The organism is Novosphingobium sp. BF6, assembly GCF_058273105.1.
On the sequence record NZ_CM177776.1, the window covers coordinates 196,198 to 212,500 of the forward strand.

15 protein-coding genes and 2 pseudogenes are annotated in these 16,303 nt (G+C 62.0%); 11 read left to right on the forward strand and 6 right to left on the reverse strand.

The genetic code is table 11. The features are described from left to right. Nucleotides 1-27: 27 nt before the first annotated feature. The 4 genes from AC4D6D_RS16350 to AC4D6D_RS16365 are packed head-to-tail and all read left to right on the forward strand — an operon-like array spanning nt 28 to nt 4,481. Nucleotides 28-1,176, forward strand: coding sequence for an acyl-CoA dehydrogenase family protein (locus tag AC4D6D_RS16350; RefSeq protein WP_491328138.1), 1,149 nt, complete (start codon nt 28-30; stop codon nt 1,174-1,176). A 10-nt stretch (nt 1,177-1,186) separates the two neighbouring features. Further along, the gene (locus tag AC4D6D_RS16355; RefSeq protein WP_491328139.1) at nt 1,187-2,353 is read left to right on the forward strand and encodes an acyl-CoA dehydrogenase family protein; all 1,167 of its coding nucleotides are present in this window, start codon (nt 1,187-1,189) and stop codon (nt 2,351-2,353) included. Between the two features lie 10 nt (nt 2,354-2,363). After that, nucleotides 2,364-3,218, forward strand: coding sequence for a MaoC/PaaZ C-terminal domain-containing protein (locus AC4D6D_RS16360; protein ID WP_491328140.1), 855 nt, complete (start codon nt 2,364-2,366; stop codon nt 3,216-3,218). Between the two features lie 3 nt (nt 3,219-3,221). Further along, complete coding sequence (locus AC4D6D_RS16365; protein ID WP_491328141.1) at nt 3,222-4,481, forward strand: spinster family MFS transporter; 1,260 nt, start codon at nt 3,222-3,224, stop codon at nt 4,479-4,481. A 6-nt stretch (nt 4,482-4,487) separates the two neighbouring features. Here the strand turns inward: AC4D6D_RS16365 and AC4D6D_RS16370 are convergent, their stop codons facing one another. Then, nucleotides 4,488-5,111, reverse strand: coding sequence for a glutathione S-transferase family protein (locus AC4D6D_RS16370; RefSeq protein ID WP_491328142.1), 624 nt, complete (start codon nt 5,109-5,111; stop codon nt 4,488-4,490). Nucleotides 5,112-5,196: 85 nt separating this feature from the next. On the opposite strand from AC4D6D_RS16370, the gene AC4D6D_RS16375 reads away from it, so the two are divergent. The 5 genes and pseudogenes from AC4D6D_RS16375 (at nt 5,197) to AC4D6D_RS16395 (ending at nt 7,877) form a co-directional block, all read left to right on the forward strand. Then, nucleotides 5,197-5,412 (forward strand): hypothetical protein, encoded by a 216-nt coding sequence (locus AC4D6D_RS16375; RefSeq protein ID WP_491328143.1) that lies wholly within the window; start codon nt 5,197-5,199, stop codon nt 5,410-5,412. Then, a pseudogene (locus AC4D6D_RS16380) lies at nt 5,409-5,685 on the forward strand (acyl-CoA dehydrogenase family protein). The gene AC4D6D_RS16375 and the pseudogene AC4D6D_RS16380 overlap by 4 nt, the downstream one beginning before the upstream one ends. A 10-nt stretch (nt 5,686-5,695) precedes the next feature. Further along, nucleotides 5,696-6,847, forward strand: coding sequence for an acyl-CoA dehydrogenase family protein (locus AC4D6D_RS16385; protein WP_491328144.1), 1,152 nt, complete (start codon nt 5,696-5,698; stop codon nt 6,845-6,847). Beyond that, nucleotides 6,847-7,212: an EthD domain-containing protein gene (locus AC4D6D_RS16390; protein ID WP_491328145.1), complete on the forward strand. Its 366-nt coding sequence runs from the start codon at nt 6,847-6,849 to the stop codon at nt 7,210-7,212. Before AC4D6D_RS16385 ends, AC4D6D_RS16390 begins: the two co-directional genes overlap by 1 nt. Next, a complete protein-coding gene (locus AC4D6D_RS16395) occupies nt 7,209-7,877 on the forward strand; it encodes a nitroreductase (RefSeq protein ID WP_491328146.1) in 669 nt (222 codons plus the stop codon). Before AC4D6D_RS16390 ends, AC4D6D_RS16395 begins: the two co-directional genes overlap by 4 nt. A 74-nt stretch (nt 7,878-7,951) precedes the next feature. On the opposite strand, the gene AC4D6D_RS16400 is transcribed toward AC4D6D_RS16395, so the two are convergent. The 4 genes from AC4D6D_RS16400 to AC4D6D_RS16415 all read right to left on the reverse strand — a co-directional run bounded on the left by AC4D6D_RS16400 (nt 7,952) and on the right by AC4D6D_RS16415 (nt 12,891). After that, nucleotides 7,952-8,881, reverse strand: coding sequence for an electron transfer flavoprotein subunit alpha/FixB family protein (locus AC4D6D_RS16400; protein WP_491328147.1), 930 nt, complete (start codon nt 8,879-8,881; stop codon nt 7,952-7,954). Then, entirely contained in the window at nt 8,878-9,627 is a 750-nt protein-coding gene (locus tag AC4D6D_RS16405) for an electron transfer flavoprotein subunit beta/FixA family protein (RefSeq protein ID WP_491328148.1), read from the reverse strand. The genes AC4D6D_RS16400 and AC4D6D_RS16405 overlap by 4 nt, the downstream gene beginning before the upstream one ends. A 19-nt stretch (nt 9,628-9,646) precedes the next feature. Next, complete coding sequence (locus tag AC4D6D_RS16410) at nt 9,647-11,917, reverse strand: TonB-dependent receptor (RefSeq protein WP_491328149.1); 2,271 nt, start codon at nt 11,915-11,917, stop codon at nt 9,647-9,649. A gap of 119 nt (nt 11,918-12,036) precedes the next feature. Beyond that, complete coding sequence (locus AC4D6D_RS16415) at nt 12,037-12,891, reverse strand: alpha/beta fold hydrolase (RefSeq protein ID WP_491328150.1); 855 nt, start codon at nt 12,889-12,891, stop codon at nt 12,037-12,039. Between the two features lie 420 nt (nt 12,892-13,311). Here AC4D6D_RS16415 and AC4D6D_RS16420 point away from each other — a divergent pair. After that, nucleotides 13,312-13,976, forward strand: a pseudogene (locus tag AC4D6D_RS16420) (IS630 family transposase); the annotation flags it as partial. 260 nt (nt 13,977-14,236) lie between these two features. On the opposite strand, the gene AC4D6D_RS16425 reads toward AC4D6D_RS16420, so the two are convergent. After that, nucleotides 14,237-14,791 carry a lyase gene (locus AC4D6D_RS16425; RefSeq protein WP_491328151.1) on the reverse strand — a complete coding sequence of 185 codons (555 nt, stop codon included), beginning with the start codon at nt 14,789-14,791 and terminating at the stop codon, nt 14,237-14,239. 493 nt (nt 14,792-15,284) lie between these two features. Between AC4D6D_RS16425 and AC4D6D_RS16430 the strand changes: the two genes are divergently transcribed. Further along, on the forward strand, nt 15,285-15,575 hold the full coding sequence (locus tag AC4D6D_RS16430; protein ID WP_491328152.1) for a hypothetical protein: 291 nt from the start codon (nt 15,285-15,287) through the stop codon (nt 15,573-15,575). Nucleotides 15,576-16,303 lie beyond the last annotated feature (728 nt).

A 16,303-nucleotide genomic window follows, 5' to 3' on the forward strand; every position in this document is an offset into this window, starting at 1 on the left:
CTCATCCTCCCGACAGGAGAACCACCTGTGATAACGCTGCCTCGCCCGATCTACGGCGAAGACCACGAGATGTACCGCGACGCGGTGCGCCGTTTCATCGAACTTGAAATCACGCCCTACCACCGCCAGTGGGAGGAGGATGGCGTCGTCTCCAGAGAGGTCTGGCGCAAGGCGGGAGCGGCGGGTTTCCTGTGCTCCAATGCACCGGAGGAATTCGGCGGCGCGGGCGCGGACTACAAGTACAACGCGGTGTTCACCGAAGAGCTGGGCTATGCCGGTGCGACCGGTCCCGGCTTTGCCGTCCATTCCGACATGGCCGCCAACTACATCCTCAATTTCGCCAGCGAGGAGCAGAAGGCGCGCTGGATTCCGGGCATGGTCTCGGGCGAATGCATCGCCGCGCTCGGCCTCAGCGAACCGGGGGCGGGCAGCGATCTCAAGGCGATCAAGACCACGGCCGTGCGCGAGGGCGACGAATACGTCATAAACGGACAGAAGACCTATATTTCCAACGGTCAGCTCGCCAGCATCGTGATCCTCGCCTGCAAGACCGATCCAGCCGCCGGTGCACGGGGCATGAGCTTCATCGTGGTGGAGACGGACCGCCCCGGCTTCTCGCGCGGGCGCAATCTCGAAAAATTCGGACTGCTGGCGCAGGACACTTCGGAACTTTTCTTCTCCGACGTCCGGGTGCCGGTCGCCAATCGCATCGGCGCCGAGGGACAGGGCATGGGCATCGCCATGCACAACCTTGCCGAAGAGCGGCTGTCCATCGCCGTCCACGCGATCGGCATGTGCAAGGGCATGCTCGACACCACCATCGCCTATACCAAGGACCGCATGATCTTCGGCAAGCCGGTGTCCGATTTCCAGAACACCCGCTTCAAGATCGCCGAAATGGCGGCGCAGACGCAGGCGATGCAAGTCTTCGTCGACCGCTGCGTGGAACTCGCAGTGGACCGGCAGCTCGATGTCGAGACCGCCGCCATGGCCAAGATGCTGGCGGGCGAGCTGCAATGGCGCATCGCCGACGAATGCCTGCAATTCTACGGGGGCGCGGGCTACATGCTCGAATACCCCATCGCCCATGCCTTCATCGACAGCCGCATCCGCAAGATCGCGGGCGGCTCGTCCGAGGTGATGCGCGAGATCATCAGCCGCAAGATCTTCGCCTGAGGGGGCCGCCATGGAAATCGAACTGAATGAAACCCAGCAATCCGTCCGCGAGGGCGTAGGCCGCATCGTCGACGGGTTCGGCGACGAGTACTGGTCGCGGCTCGACCAGAGCGGCGAGTTCCCGCACGAGTTCCACGCCGCGCTTGCCCAGGCGGGCTACCTCGGCATCACCATGCCCGAGGAGCTGGGCGGGGCGGGCCTCGGCGTCACCGAGGCGGCGATCATGATGAACCGCATCTGCCAGGGCGCTGGCGGCTATTCGGCGGCCTCGACGATCCACCTCAACCTGTTCGGCCCGCATGCGGTCGTCGTCTTCGGCACGCCCGAACAGAAGGAGCGCATGCTCAAGCCGCTGATCGCGGGAACGGACAAGGCCTGCTTCGGCGTGACCGAGCCCGACGCCGGGCTGGACACCACCAGCATCAAGACGTTCGCGACCAAGGTGCCGGGCGGTTATCGCATTACCGGGCGCAAGATCTGGACCTCGTCCGGGCAGGTCGCCAACAAGATCGTGATTCTCGCGCGCACCACGCCCAAGGACCAGTGCAAAAAGCCGACCGACGGCATGAGCTTCTTCTACACCGACCTCGACCACTCGAAGATCGAGGTGCGCCGCATCCCGAAGATGGGGCGCAATGCGGTGGATTCGAACACGACCTTCATCGACGATTACTTCGTCCCGGACGAGGACCTGATCGGCGAAGAGGGCAAGGGCTTCCACTACGTCCTGCACTCGATCAACCCGGAACGCATCCTCGTGGCCTCGGAGGCAATCGGCAACGGCCAGGGCGCGCTAAAGCGCATTGCCCAATATGCGCAGGACCGGCACGTCTTCGGACGACCGATCGGCATGAACCAGGGCATCCAGCACCCGCTCGCGGAAAGCTGGATGGCGCTGGAATCGGCGTTCTGGATGGTGATGCGCGCGGGCTGGCTCTACGATCAGGGCAAGCCCTGTGGCGCCGAGGCGAATACCGCCAAGTTCCTGGCCGCACGCGCCGGGTTCGACGCCTGCACCCGCGCCGTGATGTTCCATGGCGGCATGGGCTATTCGAAGGAGTATCAGGTCGAACGCCTGTTCCGCGAAAGCATCCTGCTGCGCATCGCGCCCGTCACCGAACAGATGATCATGAGCTTCATCGGCGAGAAGGTCCTCGGCCTTCCGAAGAGCTATTGAGGGGGCCGCCGTGGATCTCGAAAAAGTCGTAAACCGCAAGTTCGCCGATACCGAGCAGGCCTATGGCGCCAAGGACACCATCCTCTATGCACTGGGCGTGGGCTTCGGTTCCGAGCCGCTCGACCCCGGCCATATCGATTACCTGTTCGAGGAAAGGCTCAAGGCCTCGCCCACTTACGCCAATGTCCTCGGCCATCCGGGCATGTGGGCGCGCGATCCCCAGTACGGCATCGACTGGAAGAAACTGCTCCATGCCGAACAACGGCTGGAGATGCATCGGCCGCTCGCCCCGCAAGGGCGGATCGCCGGCTGCCACGCCATCGTCGGCGTTCGCGACATGGGCGAGCGCGGAGCAATGCTCCATCAACGCAAGCAGGTGTTCGATGCCGCCACGGACGAGCTGATCGCCACCGTCACCAACACGCTCATGCTGCGCGGCGACGGCGGCTGCGGCGATTGGGGCCAAGTGCCCGCCGAACTGGCAAGGCTGCCCGAAACGGAGCCCGACCGCGCCCTTGACGTGCAAGTCAGCGAAATGCAGCCGCTGGTCTACCGGCTTTCGGGCGATCTCAATCCGCTGCACATCGATCCGGATGTGGCGAAAGTGGCCGGTTTCCCGAGACCCATCCTGCATGGCCTCTCCACCAAGGGCATGGCCGGTTACGCGCTGCTGCGCAGCTTCTGCGATTTCGATCCGGCGCGGCTTGGATCGATGGCGGTGCGCTTCAGCCGCCCCGTGCTGCCGGGCGACCTGATACGCTTCGAATTCTGGGGCAAGGGGCCCGGAACGGTACGTTTCCGCGCCGTCGTGCCGCATCGCGACAACCTGCTGGTGCTGGACCGCTGCTCTGCCGAGATCGTCTGAAAGGTGCACGGCCCGCCTTCCCGAATCCTGACACGCGCACCCTGGGTCGCGCTGGGCCTGCTCTCGGCGATGAACGCGATGAACTACTACGACCGCCTGCTGGCGGTGGTGGTCTCGCAGCCGCTTCGCCTCGAATTCGGGCTTAGCGATACCCAGTACGCGCTGCTGACCGGGCCGGCCTTCGTGCTCGTCTACGCGCTCGCCAGCATCCTGTTCGGCCGCCTCGCGGATAGCCGGAACCGGCGCCGGCTGATCGCCCTGGCCCTCACCTTGTGGAGCGCCATGACCGCGCTCTGCGGGTTCGCCAAAAGTTTTGGCGTACTTGCTTTTGCCAGGGCAGGCGTCGGCGTGGGCGAAGGCGGTGCCAATCCGGCAGGCATGTCTCTGCTCAGCGACCATTTTCCGCCGCAGCGCCGATCGCTGGCGTTGGCGCTGTTCCAGGTCGGCGGCAATCTCGGCATGCTCGCCAGCTTCATGCTCGCAAGCTGGATCGCGGCGACGCACGGTTGGCGGGCCGCCTTCTGGGTTGCTGCCGCCCCCGGCCTCGTTCTCGCGTTCCTGATCCTGCTGTTCATGCCCGATGCGCCGCGCGGCCAGTACGATACCGGCACGCAGGCCCCGCTCTCGTTCAGCGAGACGGTGAGGCAGCTATGGCGCAACAAGGCCTATGTCTGGTTGTGCTGGGCCGCATCGTTCGGTGTTTTCAGCAGCCTCGGCATGCTGATCTGGCTGCCCCAGTTCTTCATCCGCCTGCACGGCATGGACCAGAAGGAAGTCGGCTTCCTGTTCGGCCCCGCTGCCAGCCTCGGCCTCGTCTTCGGCATGCTGGTCGGCGGGTGGCTGGGCAACCGCATGGCGCGCACACATCTGGCCGCGCCGGTCTGGATCTGTGTCGGCGCGAACCTCATACTGGTGCCGGTCCTGCTCACCGTATTGTGGAGCGCATCGACTGGCGCAGCCCTGATCGCCTGCTTCCTCGCCATGGGGCTGGCCGTACTCTACGCACCGGCTTTCCAGGCCACCATGCAGAGCGTCTGCCCGCCCCGTCAACGCGGAATGGCCGGGGCCTGCTCGAACGTGCTCAACGCCCTGATCGGGCAAGGCCTGATCCCGCTCCTCGTCGGAATCCTGAGCGACCGCCTGACACCTCAATTCGGCATCGAGAGCCTTCGCATGGCCCTTACGGCGGCGACCGGATTTACGCTGCTGTCAGGGCTGCTGTTCCTTCTCGCGCTCCGGCACGCCCGGCGCCGGTTCGAGTAGATTACCTCAGGCGGCGAGCAGCGCGCTGTCGTCGATCGCCTGAACCCGCTGCCATGCCGGACGCGCGGTGCAACGGGAGAGCCAGTCCCGGATCGCGGGAAACCCGGTCATGTCGATGCGGGCGGCAATCCCGGCGATGGGGAACGCGGCATCGATATCTCCCAGCGAGAATTCCGCGCCCGCGACGTAGGCATTGCCTGCTGCAAGATGCACTTCCAGCGCGCCGAGCGTTTCCGAAACGCTCTGTAGACATTCGCCGACGATGCCGCCGTCCGGCGCCTGCCCGGCCTGAGCCGCGCGGCGGATTTCGCGCACCATCACGGTAAAGTGGAATTCGACCTCGGTGATCGCCCAACTCGTCCACTGGTCCATCCGCGCTTTTCCGCGCGCGTCGGCGGGCACCAGTCGATTGGGAACCTGCGTTGCCAGATAGCGCGTGATCGCAACGGATTCGGTCAGCACGAAATCGCCGTCCACCAGGACCGGCACTTTGGCCATGGGGTTGAGCCGGAGGAAGCCCTCTGCCCGAGGGTCGGGAACGGCGACCTGCCGATAGGGAAGTTCGAGTTCCTCCAGCGCCCAGAGGCACCGCGCCACGCGGCTGGGTTTGGTTCCGTAAATCGTCAGCATTTCGTTCTCCCGGCTTGACCGCGATTTAACATACTGCCTTAATGTATGCTAGCGAATAGAATACTGAGATGGGATCTGGGCTGTCATGACAGGCAACAGCTACGATGTCTGGCGCGACCGTTCGCCTTGCGACGGCGAAACCCATGACGCGCTTGCCGGAAGCGTTCGCACGTTCATCGCGCGCGAGGCGGCACCGAAGAAGGCATCGACAGCTTCCACAAGCTCGTTCTGGTCGACGAAACCGCTCGGTGCGGCTCCGGCAGCGTGCAGCCGGGCCTGTTCACGCACGCTGTCGCCATGAAGCACCGGATAGACGCCACCCGGGCGTGGATCGACCTCATTGGCTGGCAATTCGATCGCAGCCTGGATGCGGCAGCCGATGTCGCCCTCTTGAAAGTGCAGGCCACCCGCATGTTCGAGCGTGTGCTGCGCGAAACCGCGCAGGTCCTGGACGGCGCCAGCGTCATCCGCGGAACGCATCTACCGCGAAGTCCGCGTCATAGCGATCGGCGGCGGATCGGAGGAAATTCTACTCGATCTGGCCGGGCGGCAACTCGGCTACGGCGCAAACTGAGGAGGGGACCATGACGTACCAGACTACGGAATCACTGTGGACGCCGGAGCACCAGATATTCCGCGAAACCGTGCGCCGCTTCATCGCGACGCAAATCGAGCCGTTCGTCGACCAATGGGTGGAGGATCACGAGATTCCCCGCTCGTTCTGGCTCAAGGCGGCCGAGGCCGGAATTCTGGGCGTGGACGTTCCGGAAGAGTATGGCGGCCCCGGCGGCGATTTCCTGCACCGGCTCGTGATTGCGGAAGAGATCGGATATAGCCCGGCGGGAGCCGCCATGGCGCCTTCGCTGATCGCGGACGGCACCTGCGAAATCCTCTACCGATCCGCCAACGAGGAACAGCGTGCCCGCTATCTGCCGCCGATGGTGCGCGGGGAAATGCTCTTCGGTCTCGCCATCACCGAGCCCGACAGCGGCAGCGACGTGTCCGCCATCCGCACCAGCGCACGGCGGGAGGGCGACGAATACGTCATCACCGGCGCCAAGACCTATATCTCGCAGGCCTCGATCGCCGATGCCTTCATGGTGGTCGCCCGGACCAGCGATGCGCCGGGGTCCAAGGGGCTGTCGATGATCATCGTGGAAGCGGACCGGCCCGGTTTCAAGCGCGGGCGCGCCTTGAAGAAGATGGGGGTCAACGCCTCCAACACCGGCGAGATCTCGTTCGACGAAGTGCGCGTGCCGGTCGCCAATCTGCTGGGCGAGGAAGGGCGCGGCATGGCGCTGTGCCTCGGCGGCGTGAACATGGACCGCATCACCTGGCCGCTCATCGCCCATGCCGCCTCGCATCGGGCGCTGGAGGAAACGGTGGAGTTCGTGAAGAACCGCAAGGCGTTCGGACAGACCATCTTCGATTTCCAGAACACCCAGTTCAAGCTCGCGGAAATGAAGACCGAACTGGCCGTCGGCCGCGCCTTTCTGGATGAGGTCATCCGCGACTACCAGGCGAAGGGATCGCTCGACACCCTGAAATGCGCCATGGCCAAGATGTGGTTGCCAGAGATGGAAGCGCGCATCATGGACGGATGCGTGCAACTGCACGGCGGTGCGGGCTACATGGACGAATATCCGATCTCACGGCTCTACACCGCGGCGCGGCTCCACCGTATCTTTGCCGGTACCGCCGAGATCATGCGCCTGATCGTTGCCCGGTCGCTGTGATGTTCAAGGTCATCCTTCTGGGCAGGAAGCGGCCCGACATCACTTTCGAGGCCTTTCGCGACTATTACTCCAACCATCACGTCCACCTGATGAACCGCCTGCTCACGCACGGCGCGGCGGTTCATCGGCGCAATTTCGTCCTCCACGCCGACCCGGAAAAGCCGACCGACTTCGACGTGATGTCGGAAGTCTTCTACGAGGACAGGGCAACCGCGGACGCCACGATGCGGGAAATGGCCGACCCGGAGATCCGGCGGCAGCGCATCGAGGACGAAGCCCACTTCCTAATTCCGGAATCGGTACGCGTCTTCGTGGTCGAGACCGACACCACGCATTTCAGACCGCTGGAAGGAACCACGCCTTGAACGTCTCCGAAGCCGTGGCCAGTCGCCGCTCCATCCGACATTTCCTTCAGACGCCCGTGCCCCGGGACGTGCTGGAACGCGTGCTGGAAAAGGCCCAGCGCGCGCCCTCGGGCGGCAACCTCCAGCCCTGGAACGTCCACATCCTCACCGACGGCGCGCTCACCCGGCTGTGCGACGGACTGGCGCAAGTCCTGCCGCAGGGGCGCGCCGCGCACAGCACCGAATATGCCATCTATCCCGCCGAGTTGGCCGATCGCTATGGCGACAGCCGCCATGAAGTGGGCGAAAGCATGTACGCCGCGCTCGGCGTGACGCGGGAGGACAAGGCAGGCCGTCTCGCCCAGTTCACGCGCAATTACCGCGCTTTCGGTGCGCCGATGCTGATGCTGGTCCACACGCCCCGCTACATGGGGCCGCCGCAATGGGCGGACATCGGGATGTGGTTACAGACGGTCATGCTGCTGCTGCGCGAAGAGGGTCTGGACAGCTGCGCGCAGGAAGCATGGGCGGTCTATCAACGGCACATCCGCGAGCATGTCGCGATTCCGTCGGACCATATCCTGTTCTGCGGCATGTCCATCGGCTACCGCGACCCCGATGCAGCGGTGAACAGCTTCCCCGTTGCCCGCGCTTCCTTGAGCGAAGTCGTTACCTTCGTCGATTAGAGCATCTTCGCGGGAGCGATGCGAAAACGGCGGCGGATCACTCCGCCGCCGTTCCTGCGTTCACGAGGCCGCGCTCAGACCCGCGCGGCGAGATCGGGAACGATCGTGAACAGATCGCCGACGATGCCGATATCGGCAACCTGGAAGATCGGGGCATCCTCGTCCTTGTTGATGGCGATGATGGTCTTCGAATCCTTCATGCCCGCAAGATGCTGGATCGCGCCCGAGATGCCGACCGCGATGTAGACTTCGGGGGCGACGATCTTGCCGGTCTGGCCGACCTGATAATCGTTCGGCACATACCCCGCATCCACAGCCGCGCGAGAGGCCCCGACGGCGGCACCCAGCTTGTCGGCCAGGGGAAAGATCGTCGCCTTGAATGTCTCCCCGTCCTTCAATGCACGACCGCCCGAGACGATCACTTTGGCCGAAGTCAGTTCCGGCCGCTCCTGCTTCGAGATTTCCGCGCCGACGAACGCGGAAACGCCCTTGTCCCCGGTGGACGGCACCGCCTCGATCGCGGCGCTACCACCTTCCCTCGGCGCCTTTTCGAACGCCGTGCCGCGCACGGTGAGAACTTTCTTCGCATCGCGGGACTTCACCGTCGCGATGGCATTGCCGGCATAGATCGGCCGGGTGAAAGTGTCGCCGCTCTCCACCGAAAGCACATCGCTGACCTGCATGACATCGAGCATGGCGGCAACGCGCGGCGCGATATTCTTGCCATGGCTCGTGGCCGGAGCCACGAAGGCGTCATGCCCGTCCATAAGGGCAACGATCAGGGGCGCGACATTTTCCGCCAGAGCATGACCGAATGCCGGATCGTCCGCGACATGGACCTTCAAGGCGCCAGCAATCCCGGCCGCTTCGGCAGCCACGCCGCCGACTTCCTGCCCCGCGACGACAAGGTGGACTTCGCCCAGCTTTGCCGCGGCGGTAACGGCGGACAGCGTGGCGTCCTTGACGGCGCCATCGGCGTGCTCGACCCAGACAAGCGTCTTCATGCGGCTACTCCCAGCGCCTTGAGTTTTCCGATCAGTTCATCGACATCGGCCACCTTCACGCCTGCCGACCGGGTGGGCGGTTCGCTTACCATTAGCGTTTCCAGACGCGGCGCGATATCGACGCCGAAATCTGCCGGCGTTCGTGTGGTCAGCGGCTTGCTTTTCGCTTTCATGATGTTCGGTAGGGAAGCATAGCGCGGCTCGTTCAGGCGCAGGTCCGTCGTGACGATCGCGGGAAGCGCAAGGCTCACCGTCTCAAGCCCGCCATCGACCTCCCGCGTGACCTGCACCTTGCCATCCTCGACATCCACCTTGGAGGCGAAAGTGCCCTGCGGAAGGTCCAGCAAGGCCGCAAGCATCTGCCCGGTCTGGTTGCTGTCGTCGTCGATCGCCTGCTTTCCGAGGATGACGAGCGACGCCCCCTCTTCCACCTGAACCCGCGCAAGCAGCTTGGCCACGCCCAGCGGCTCGACCTGTTCATCGGTCTGGATCAGGATCGCGCGGTCGGCACCCATGGCGAGCGCCGTGCGCAGCGTGTCCTGCGCCTTGGCCGGGCCGACCGAGACGGCAACGACTTCGCTCGCGACGCCCTTTTCCTTCAGCCTGATCGCTTCCTCTACGGCGATTTCGTCGAACGGATTCATGCTCATCTTGACGTTGGCGAGGTCGACACCCGTGCCATCCGGCTTGACGCGAGGCTTTACGTTATAGTCGATCACCCGCTTCACGGGCACGAGGATCTTCATTGCAGATATCCTTCCATCATCATCCACCCAGCTTGAATCCCAGCGTGATCCCGTATGTGCGCGGCGGCGCGTAGAACGCGTTGTCGCCGATCCCGGAGACGGTCACGTTCTGGAAATAGCGCGCGTCGGTCACGTTGTTCATGAAGAGCGCCAGCCGCCACCGATCGTCCCGCGCGGCAAGGCTGACGCGCATGTTGAGCACGCCGTAGGCATCCTGCTTCACGTCCTTGCGGTTGCCGGGGTCCCAGTAGAAGCCGCTGTTGAACAGGTAGTTCGCACTGAGACCAGCCTGCAGATCGCCGATGGGTCGCTCGTAATCCGCACCCAGATTGATCGTTACCGGAGGCGCATTGACCAGCTGATTACCCGAGGCGTCGGTGATCGTCTCGACATTGCCGAAAGGTGCCGCCGAGCGCGGCGTGTAGACGCGCGCATCCTTGAACTCGGTATACTTCGTATTCAGCAGCGAGAGGCCCATGCGGAACTGCAAGTTGCCGGTTTCAATCGGCGGGACCACGATCGCCTCGGCATCGAGACCGTAGATGCGGGCCTGCGCGGCGTTGTAGATGAAGCTGGCGCCCGCAATCAGGCGGTTCAGTTGCAGGTCCTTATAATTATAATAAAAACCCGACATGTTGAGCCGCAGAGTCCGGCCCAGCAGGTCGGATTTAAAGCCCGCTTCGTAAGCGTCGATCGTCTCGGGTCGCGCCGGAGGGAAATAAGGTCCGCCCAGATTGAAGATGCCGCTCTTGAACCCCCGGCTGTAGGACGCATAGAGCAGCACATCGCGGCTGAGCTGGTGGTCCAGTGCAAGACGCCAGGTCAGCTTCTTGAATGCCACGTCGTTAGCGAACGCCCCTTCAGGGAACGCCGCACTGACCGGCCGCGTCGGGTTGTTATCGGTGGTATCGATGACCGTCCCCGCGCCGCGTGGATGCCCTTCCAGCGCGATCGTCTCACCGTCGAGCGTTCGCTCATCCCGAGTGTAGCGAAGGCCTGCAGTGAAACGAGTGCTATCGGTCAGCTTGTAGGTGCCCTGCACGAAAGCGGCATAGCTGTTGGTGGTGACGTCGTCATAGATCGCGGTATTCAGCACCGCCGTCGCGCTGCGGACAGCGAGCGGTTCGAAGGCTGCCTTCGAGTGGAAGTAAAACAGCCCGCCGGTATATTCGAGCCGCCCCGTCGTGCCGATCAGCACCAGTTCCTGCTGAAACGACTTGGTGGATTCCTTCAGCAGCGCATCCACCAGCGAAAGCGGCGAAGCGTCCTGATCGTAACGGGAATCGTTCTGGTAGTCCCGATAGGCGGTGGTGCTTTTGATCGTGGCTTCGCCGATCTCCAGCTCTCCGACCAGCGAGACGCCCCACTGCTTAAAGGTGCCGAACGAAGTCAGGTTGCTGATTGTGCCGTACTGATTACCGTCAAAAGAGTACCCGCCGGTCGTCCGCGTGCCGGGATAGATGATCCGCACATTGCCGATGTCGGAATCACGATGCGTGTAATCACCCGTCAGCCGGAAGTTCAGGATGTCACTCGGTTCGAACAGCAGCGAGCCCCTGACGCCCCATTCCTCCTTCTTGTTGACCTGCTTGCCGGCTACGCCCGGTGTCGATCCCGAATTGCGGCCGTAACCCTTGTCCTGATTTACGTAGACCGCCGCCAGATCGACCGCCAGCTTATCGCCCAGCCCGGTCGTTCCGTATGCTTTTGCGGAATAGGTATCGTAATTCGCATAGCCGACTTCGGCGTCGAGCATCGTGTCGTGCGACGGCTTCCTTGTGATGATCTGAATCAGGCCGCCGGTGGCGTTACGGCCGAACAGCGTTCCCTGCGGCCCCTTCAATACCTCGATCCGCTCGATATTATTGAAGATCAGGTTCACGCCCGAAAGCGCGGCGATGTAGACGCCGACTACATATGTTGCGACGCCGGATTCGTCGCCCGGTGCTGAGTTTTTCGAGCCCACCCCGCGCAAGTAAGGCGCGATCGTGCTGCGTTCCCCGCCCAGCGACAGACCCGGTGTGACGTTCGCAAGCTGTGTCGTCCCCTCGACGCCCGCCTTGACGAGCCCGTCCGATGTGATCGCCGCAACCGCGATCGGCACCTTCTGAAGCGGCTCCGCACGGCGCTGCGCGGTTACTACGATGTCGCTGATGCTGCTTTGCCCAGGCGAAGCGTTCTCCGGCGGCGAATCTGTCGCCGCACCTTCCTGCGCCCATGAGGGCGACGCCAGCGCGGCGATAGAACCTCCAGCAAGCAGAGCCAGTAAATGACGCGGCTTCGTGGCCATTCGCCACCCCTCCCATAGATGCTTCATTATGGTTTGCTTGATTATGGTTTGCTTGATTATGGTTTGCTTGATTATGATATGCTAGCAATCAATGTCAACCGGCGTTCGCCTTGGCTTGCTCACGTCGCACCGAAGCGGGACCGGCGCAGAAATTCGACTACGGCATCATTGAAAGCATCGTTGCGATCCCCAGCCACCATATGGCCGGCATCTGCAACGCAGTGCACCTGCGTCTGCGGGACCAGTTCCACCAGTTCGGAAACACCAGCATCGTCAACAATGTCGCTCCTTCCACCCCGGACGAGCAACGTCGGAATATGGACGTTTTTCGCTGCGGCCAGCAAGTCTTCGCTCCAGGCTGGCGGTTCCGCACTGGGGCGAGCCTCCATCATACGGGGATCCCAGTGCCAATAGAGGCGCCCATCCTCGCGCCGACGCAGATTCTTCATCAGGCCCGAAGGGTCGCGGGGAACGGCGCGATCGGGATTGTACACCGTAATGGCGGCCGCAGCCTCTTCCAGATCGGCGAAACCGTTTCCATGCCCGCGCATGAAACTCTGGATTTTCTCGACGCCCTTCGCTGCCGGTCGCAGAACAATATCGACAAGAATTAGCGCCGTCGCATGCGGAACGAGCGCGTTCCCGACTGCATAGAAGCTGGTCATACCGCCCATTGACGCACCGACAAGCGCTACTGGCCGAGCATCCCCTACAACGGTCTGCAAATCTGTCCCACGTGCCGCCAGCGAATAGTCGCCCGACACTGACCAACTGCTGTCCCCGTGTCCGCGCGCATCGAAATTGACGACACGATACCCTTCGGAAATCAATCGCATCATGGCCCGCGACCAACTGTGTCGTGTCTGCCCACCTCCGTGCAACAAAACGACCGTCGGTGCATCGACGTGACCGCCAATGTCGCCGACCAATCTTAATCCGTCTCCGGTGCAGAACTCACAGCGAGCGATGTTCATAGTTGTCTATTCTCCTCCCTCATCACGAACCGCTACACGCGCCCGCAACAATATGCTAGCGTACTTTATGTGGAAGCAGATGGAGAGTGTGTGCATGCCCGTCACCACGCAAGGACACTCGGCAACGGCTCCAGCGCGGAGCGTGAATGGCATCGATAACGGAGCCACACTTCCCGAGTTCACAAGTAGACACATCCCGAAGGGAGGTGGCAGGGAAGTTCGAAAGCAAGCGCCGAAACGCCATTCCTGAAGTCGCAACGCCCTTTTTATCGAGCATGGATTCGACGCCACGTGCATGTCGGACAACGCTGCCGTACTTGGTGGGTCTAGAGCGGATTTCGACCGGTATGAATCGATGGGGATTCCCTGCGATGGCGTTTTGTGATTCCTAATCCCTGCTGGTGAAGGAGGCTGGCATGGATGGGTCACCCGCTTTCGATGGATTTGCGCGCTCGGCTTCTGGCAGCGATCGATAACGGATTGAGTTGCCGGGCGGCGGCAAGCCGATTTGGCGTTGCCCCCTCGACGGCGATCCGTTGGCATGCGCGTCGGCGCGACACGGGCGCCTTTGCCGCCAAACCGCAAGGTGGTGATGTGCGTTCACGCCGGATCGAGGAGCGAGCAGCGGAAGTCCTCTCTATCTGGGAGGCGCGGAAGGACATTTCGCTGGAAGAACTGCGGGTGACGCTGGCCCGCGCCGACCTGATCGTCTCGGTAGCCGGGCTTCATCGGTTCTTCGTGCGTCGGGGCATGACGCGCAAAAAAAGACTGGCCATGCAATCGAGCAGGACCGTCCCGACGTCCTGAAGCAACGGCATGATTGGTTCGAGGGGCAGGTTGATCTCGAACCCGGAAGCCTGGTTTTCATCGATGAAACGTGGACCGCCACCAACATGACCCGCAGTCATGGCCGCTGCGCCAAAGGCGAGAGACTGCGGATGGGTTTCCCTCACGGGCACCGCAAGACCACCACGCTGGTCGCCGCTCTGCGCATGACCGGCATGGTCGCGCCAATGGTGCTGGACGGTCCCATCAACGGCGATTGGTTCGAGGCCTACGTCGCCCAGGTACTCGTACCCGAACTGCTTTGCCGCGCTGGCCGTCCTGCTGGGAGGTCCGATCGGCTTTGTCCTTTTAAAGGGCGTGATAGAAGGAATTGAGCGGCGCGGCAGTGCGGACTAGACGGCAAGCTACCTAGTCGCAATGTCCGCTCACCCGGCATTCTGGTCGTAGAGGGTCTTGATCCGCCCCTTGAATAGCGCCCGTCCGTTCAGATTGTGATCAATCCAGCGATCGGCCACTTTCATGGCACCGCAGAGGCCACGTGAAGGTCAGCTAAGTCGGGTTAGCGGACTGCCCGCTCACAGGCTGCCAACGCTTCCGCAGCCAACTTATCTGCGTAAGGCTGATCGGAAGGCTCCGCCCATACTTTCAAATCAGGAATCAATGAAGGGTCGGCACAAATGCTGGCGGCTTCCAGTACAGGGATCGTAATTGATCCCCTGCTGAGTTCCGCTTGCACGAATGGAAGCGCGGAGACGGGATCAAGACCGGCAAGCCCCAATATCGCTTCGCCCCTGATGCAATCGTCCCCGTCTGATGCTGCACGATACAAGGCATCTCGCACAGGGGATGTGTCCCCGCCCTCTTGGCTTAGAAGCAGTACGGCCCAATCGCGATTTGCGCGATCAGGGTCGCGCGTGAATTCTATGAGTCTCTCAAGGTTTGCAGCAGCAAATGGCCCATCGGTCAGCGGCACTTCCTCCGCTATGACGGATTTCAGAAATTCCGAAGGAGGTTCGTAGCGCTCGAGCATCATGATGACATGCCACGGCCAATGCCGGGCAGCAATAATGACCGCAAAGGGGCGCTTAAGATCCGGCGGGATTTTGGCGCGCAAGGGTGGTTAGCTGCCCTTCAACGTTGCGCTTACGAAGCCTTTGGCGGAACCGAAAATTGGTGCTTGTCGAATATTTCAACAATCGGCCAGCTATCTCCCTCGTTCCATATCGACACCCAATTGTCTGGGTGCACATCAATGGAATGAGGGTGTCCATCGTCAAGGGTGACAACGGCTTCCCCACCGGGAGGGACTTCATATTGGTCGCAGATTGGTTCGATAAAAATCGTGAGTGACGTCTCAAGATAGTTTCGGATCGGCAAGCGCATCGGGTGGCATCTTCTTCAGTGTGAAACCCACCCTATCCTTCCGAGCTACCGTCCGCCATGGGGCGGGTCCGGAACGGCCGCCTTCGGATTAAAATCGTGCAATCCTGCCATTCCCGTTTCGGGAAGGCCTTTCATTCGGCCCGAATGATCGCCTTGTCGGGGGGAGTGGATATGCTCTCACTCTCCACTCGACAATGCACTGCGCGCCATCATAGCTTTGGGATATGAGCAAGGTCGTGGAAGATTTGGTGATCGAAATCCGAGATCACTATGTGGCGCAATTTCGCGCTTTTGCGCTGGTGAATCGGGCTTCTTGTTCTGCCGGCGGCCCCGAGATGAAGTTTCAATTGCCCCCTGATACAAACGCATTTCGACAAATTGCCGTTGTCGATTTCGTACGCAATGAAGGCGTTCTTGAGGCAACACTGTTTGAGCCGGATAAGGTCCTGACCTTTGGAAGGATTGAAGGTCGGATTGCGGAGACAGAGTTAGTGATTGAAGCTCTGCGGTGGTAGTCAGCCATGATTCGCCTAGGATCGAAGAAGCAATCGCGCACTGGTTCGAGAAATGGTTCGATCCCGATGAGACTAATTTCGATCCGACCGCTGAGTTATCTGGGTGTATTCACGCCGTTTTTCTTGCCCCAGGAGAACTGCAAATCGATCTAGGTACTGCTCCCGCTGAGCCGTTCTGGGAATTTCTGGAAAGTGTGTCAGGCGGAGATGCGACGAGAATTTGCATCACTTCATGACAAGGCGCTGTCGAAGACAACGGCCGCTACGTTGGCGGCTCCGGAAAAACCGGTTCCTGGTTAAAATCGTGAAGAACCGCCATCTGTCTGGTTTCGGTCGGGAGTCGCCGCTCCGGCAGCCCGCGGGAACGACTTGAGGTGGTCGGCTGCCGAGCCCGCGGGAGCGTCGGCGATCCCCGCGACCCGGCTCCGATCCGGACATTCGCCTAACGGCCAAGAGAGGTCATTCAGACTCCTAGGATAATACACATCCACGGGCTCGAATTTCGCAAGCGAATATATTCGGTTGTCGCCTCGGAAAATGTGCGTCAGGCTCCTGGTCGGCGGTCAGACCCAACTTGGGTAATCGCGTGGCACATAGATTTCGATCGACTTCTCAGCAGTCCATCAATCTGCTTTATGATTTCACAACAGAATCAGGCCGTTCGACAACGCTATCACGACGCAAGCGCTGGGCTTGCAAACTGCCTTCAGACGCGCAAGAATGAGCGC

Coding starts and splice junctions, on each gene's coding strand:
- AC4D6D_RS16430 (WP_491328152.1), top strand. CDS start 15,285: ATGAGCAAGGTCGTGGAAGATTTGGTGATCGAAATCCGAGATCACTAT.
- AC4D6D_RS16405 (WP_491328148.1), bottom strand. CDS start 9,627: ATGAAGATCCTCGTGCCCGTGAAGCGGGTGATCGACTATAACGTAAAG.
- AC4D6D_RS16375 (WP_491328143.1), top strand. CDS start 5,197: ATGACAGGCAACAGCTACGATGTCTGGCGCGACCGTTCGCCTTGCGAC.
- AC4D6D_RS16390 (WP_491328145.1), top strand. CDS start 6,847: ATGTTCAAGGTCATCCTTCTGGGCAGGAAGCGGCCCGACATCACTTTC.
- AC4D6D_RS16410 (WP_491328149.1), bottom strand. CDS start 11,917: ATGGCCACGAAGCCGCGTCATTTACTGGCTCTGCTTGCTGGAGGTTCT.
- AC4D6D_RS16400 (WP_491328147.1), bottom strand. CDS start 8,881: ATGAAGACGCTTGTCTGGGTCGAGCACGCCGATGGCGCCGTCAAGGAC.
- AC4D6D_RS16370 (WP_491328142.1), bottom strand. CDS start 5,111: ATGCTGACGATTTACGGAACCAAACCCAGCCGCGTGGCGCGGTGCCTC.
- AC4D6D_RS16385 (WP_491328144.1), top strand. CDS start 5,696: ATGACGTACCAGACTACGGAATCACTGTGGACGCCGGAGCACCAGATA.
- AC4D6D_RS16415 (WP_491328150.1), bottom strand. CDS start 12,891: ATGAACATCGCTCGCTGTGAGTTCTGCACCGGAGACGGATTAAGATTG.
- AC4D6D_RS16355 (WP_491328139.1), top strand. CDS start 1,187: ATGGAAATCGAACTGAATGAAACCCAGCAATCCGTCCGCGAGGGCGTA.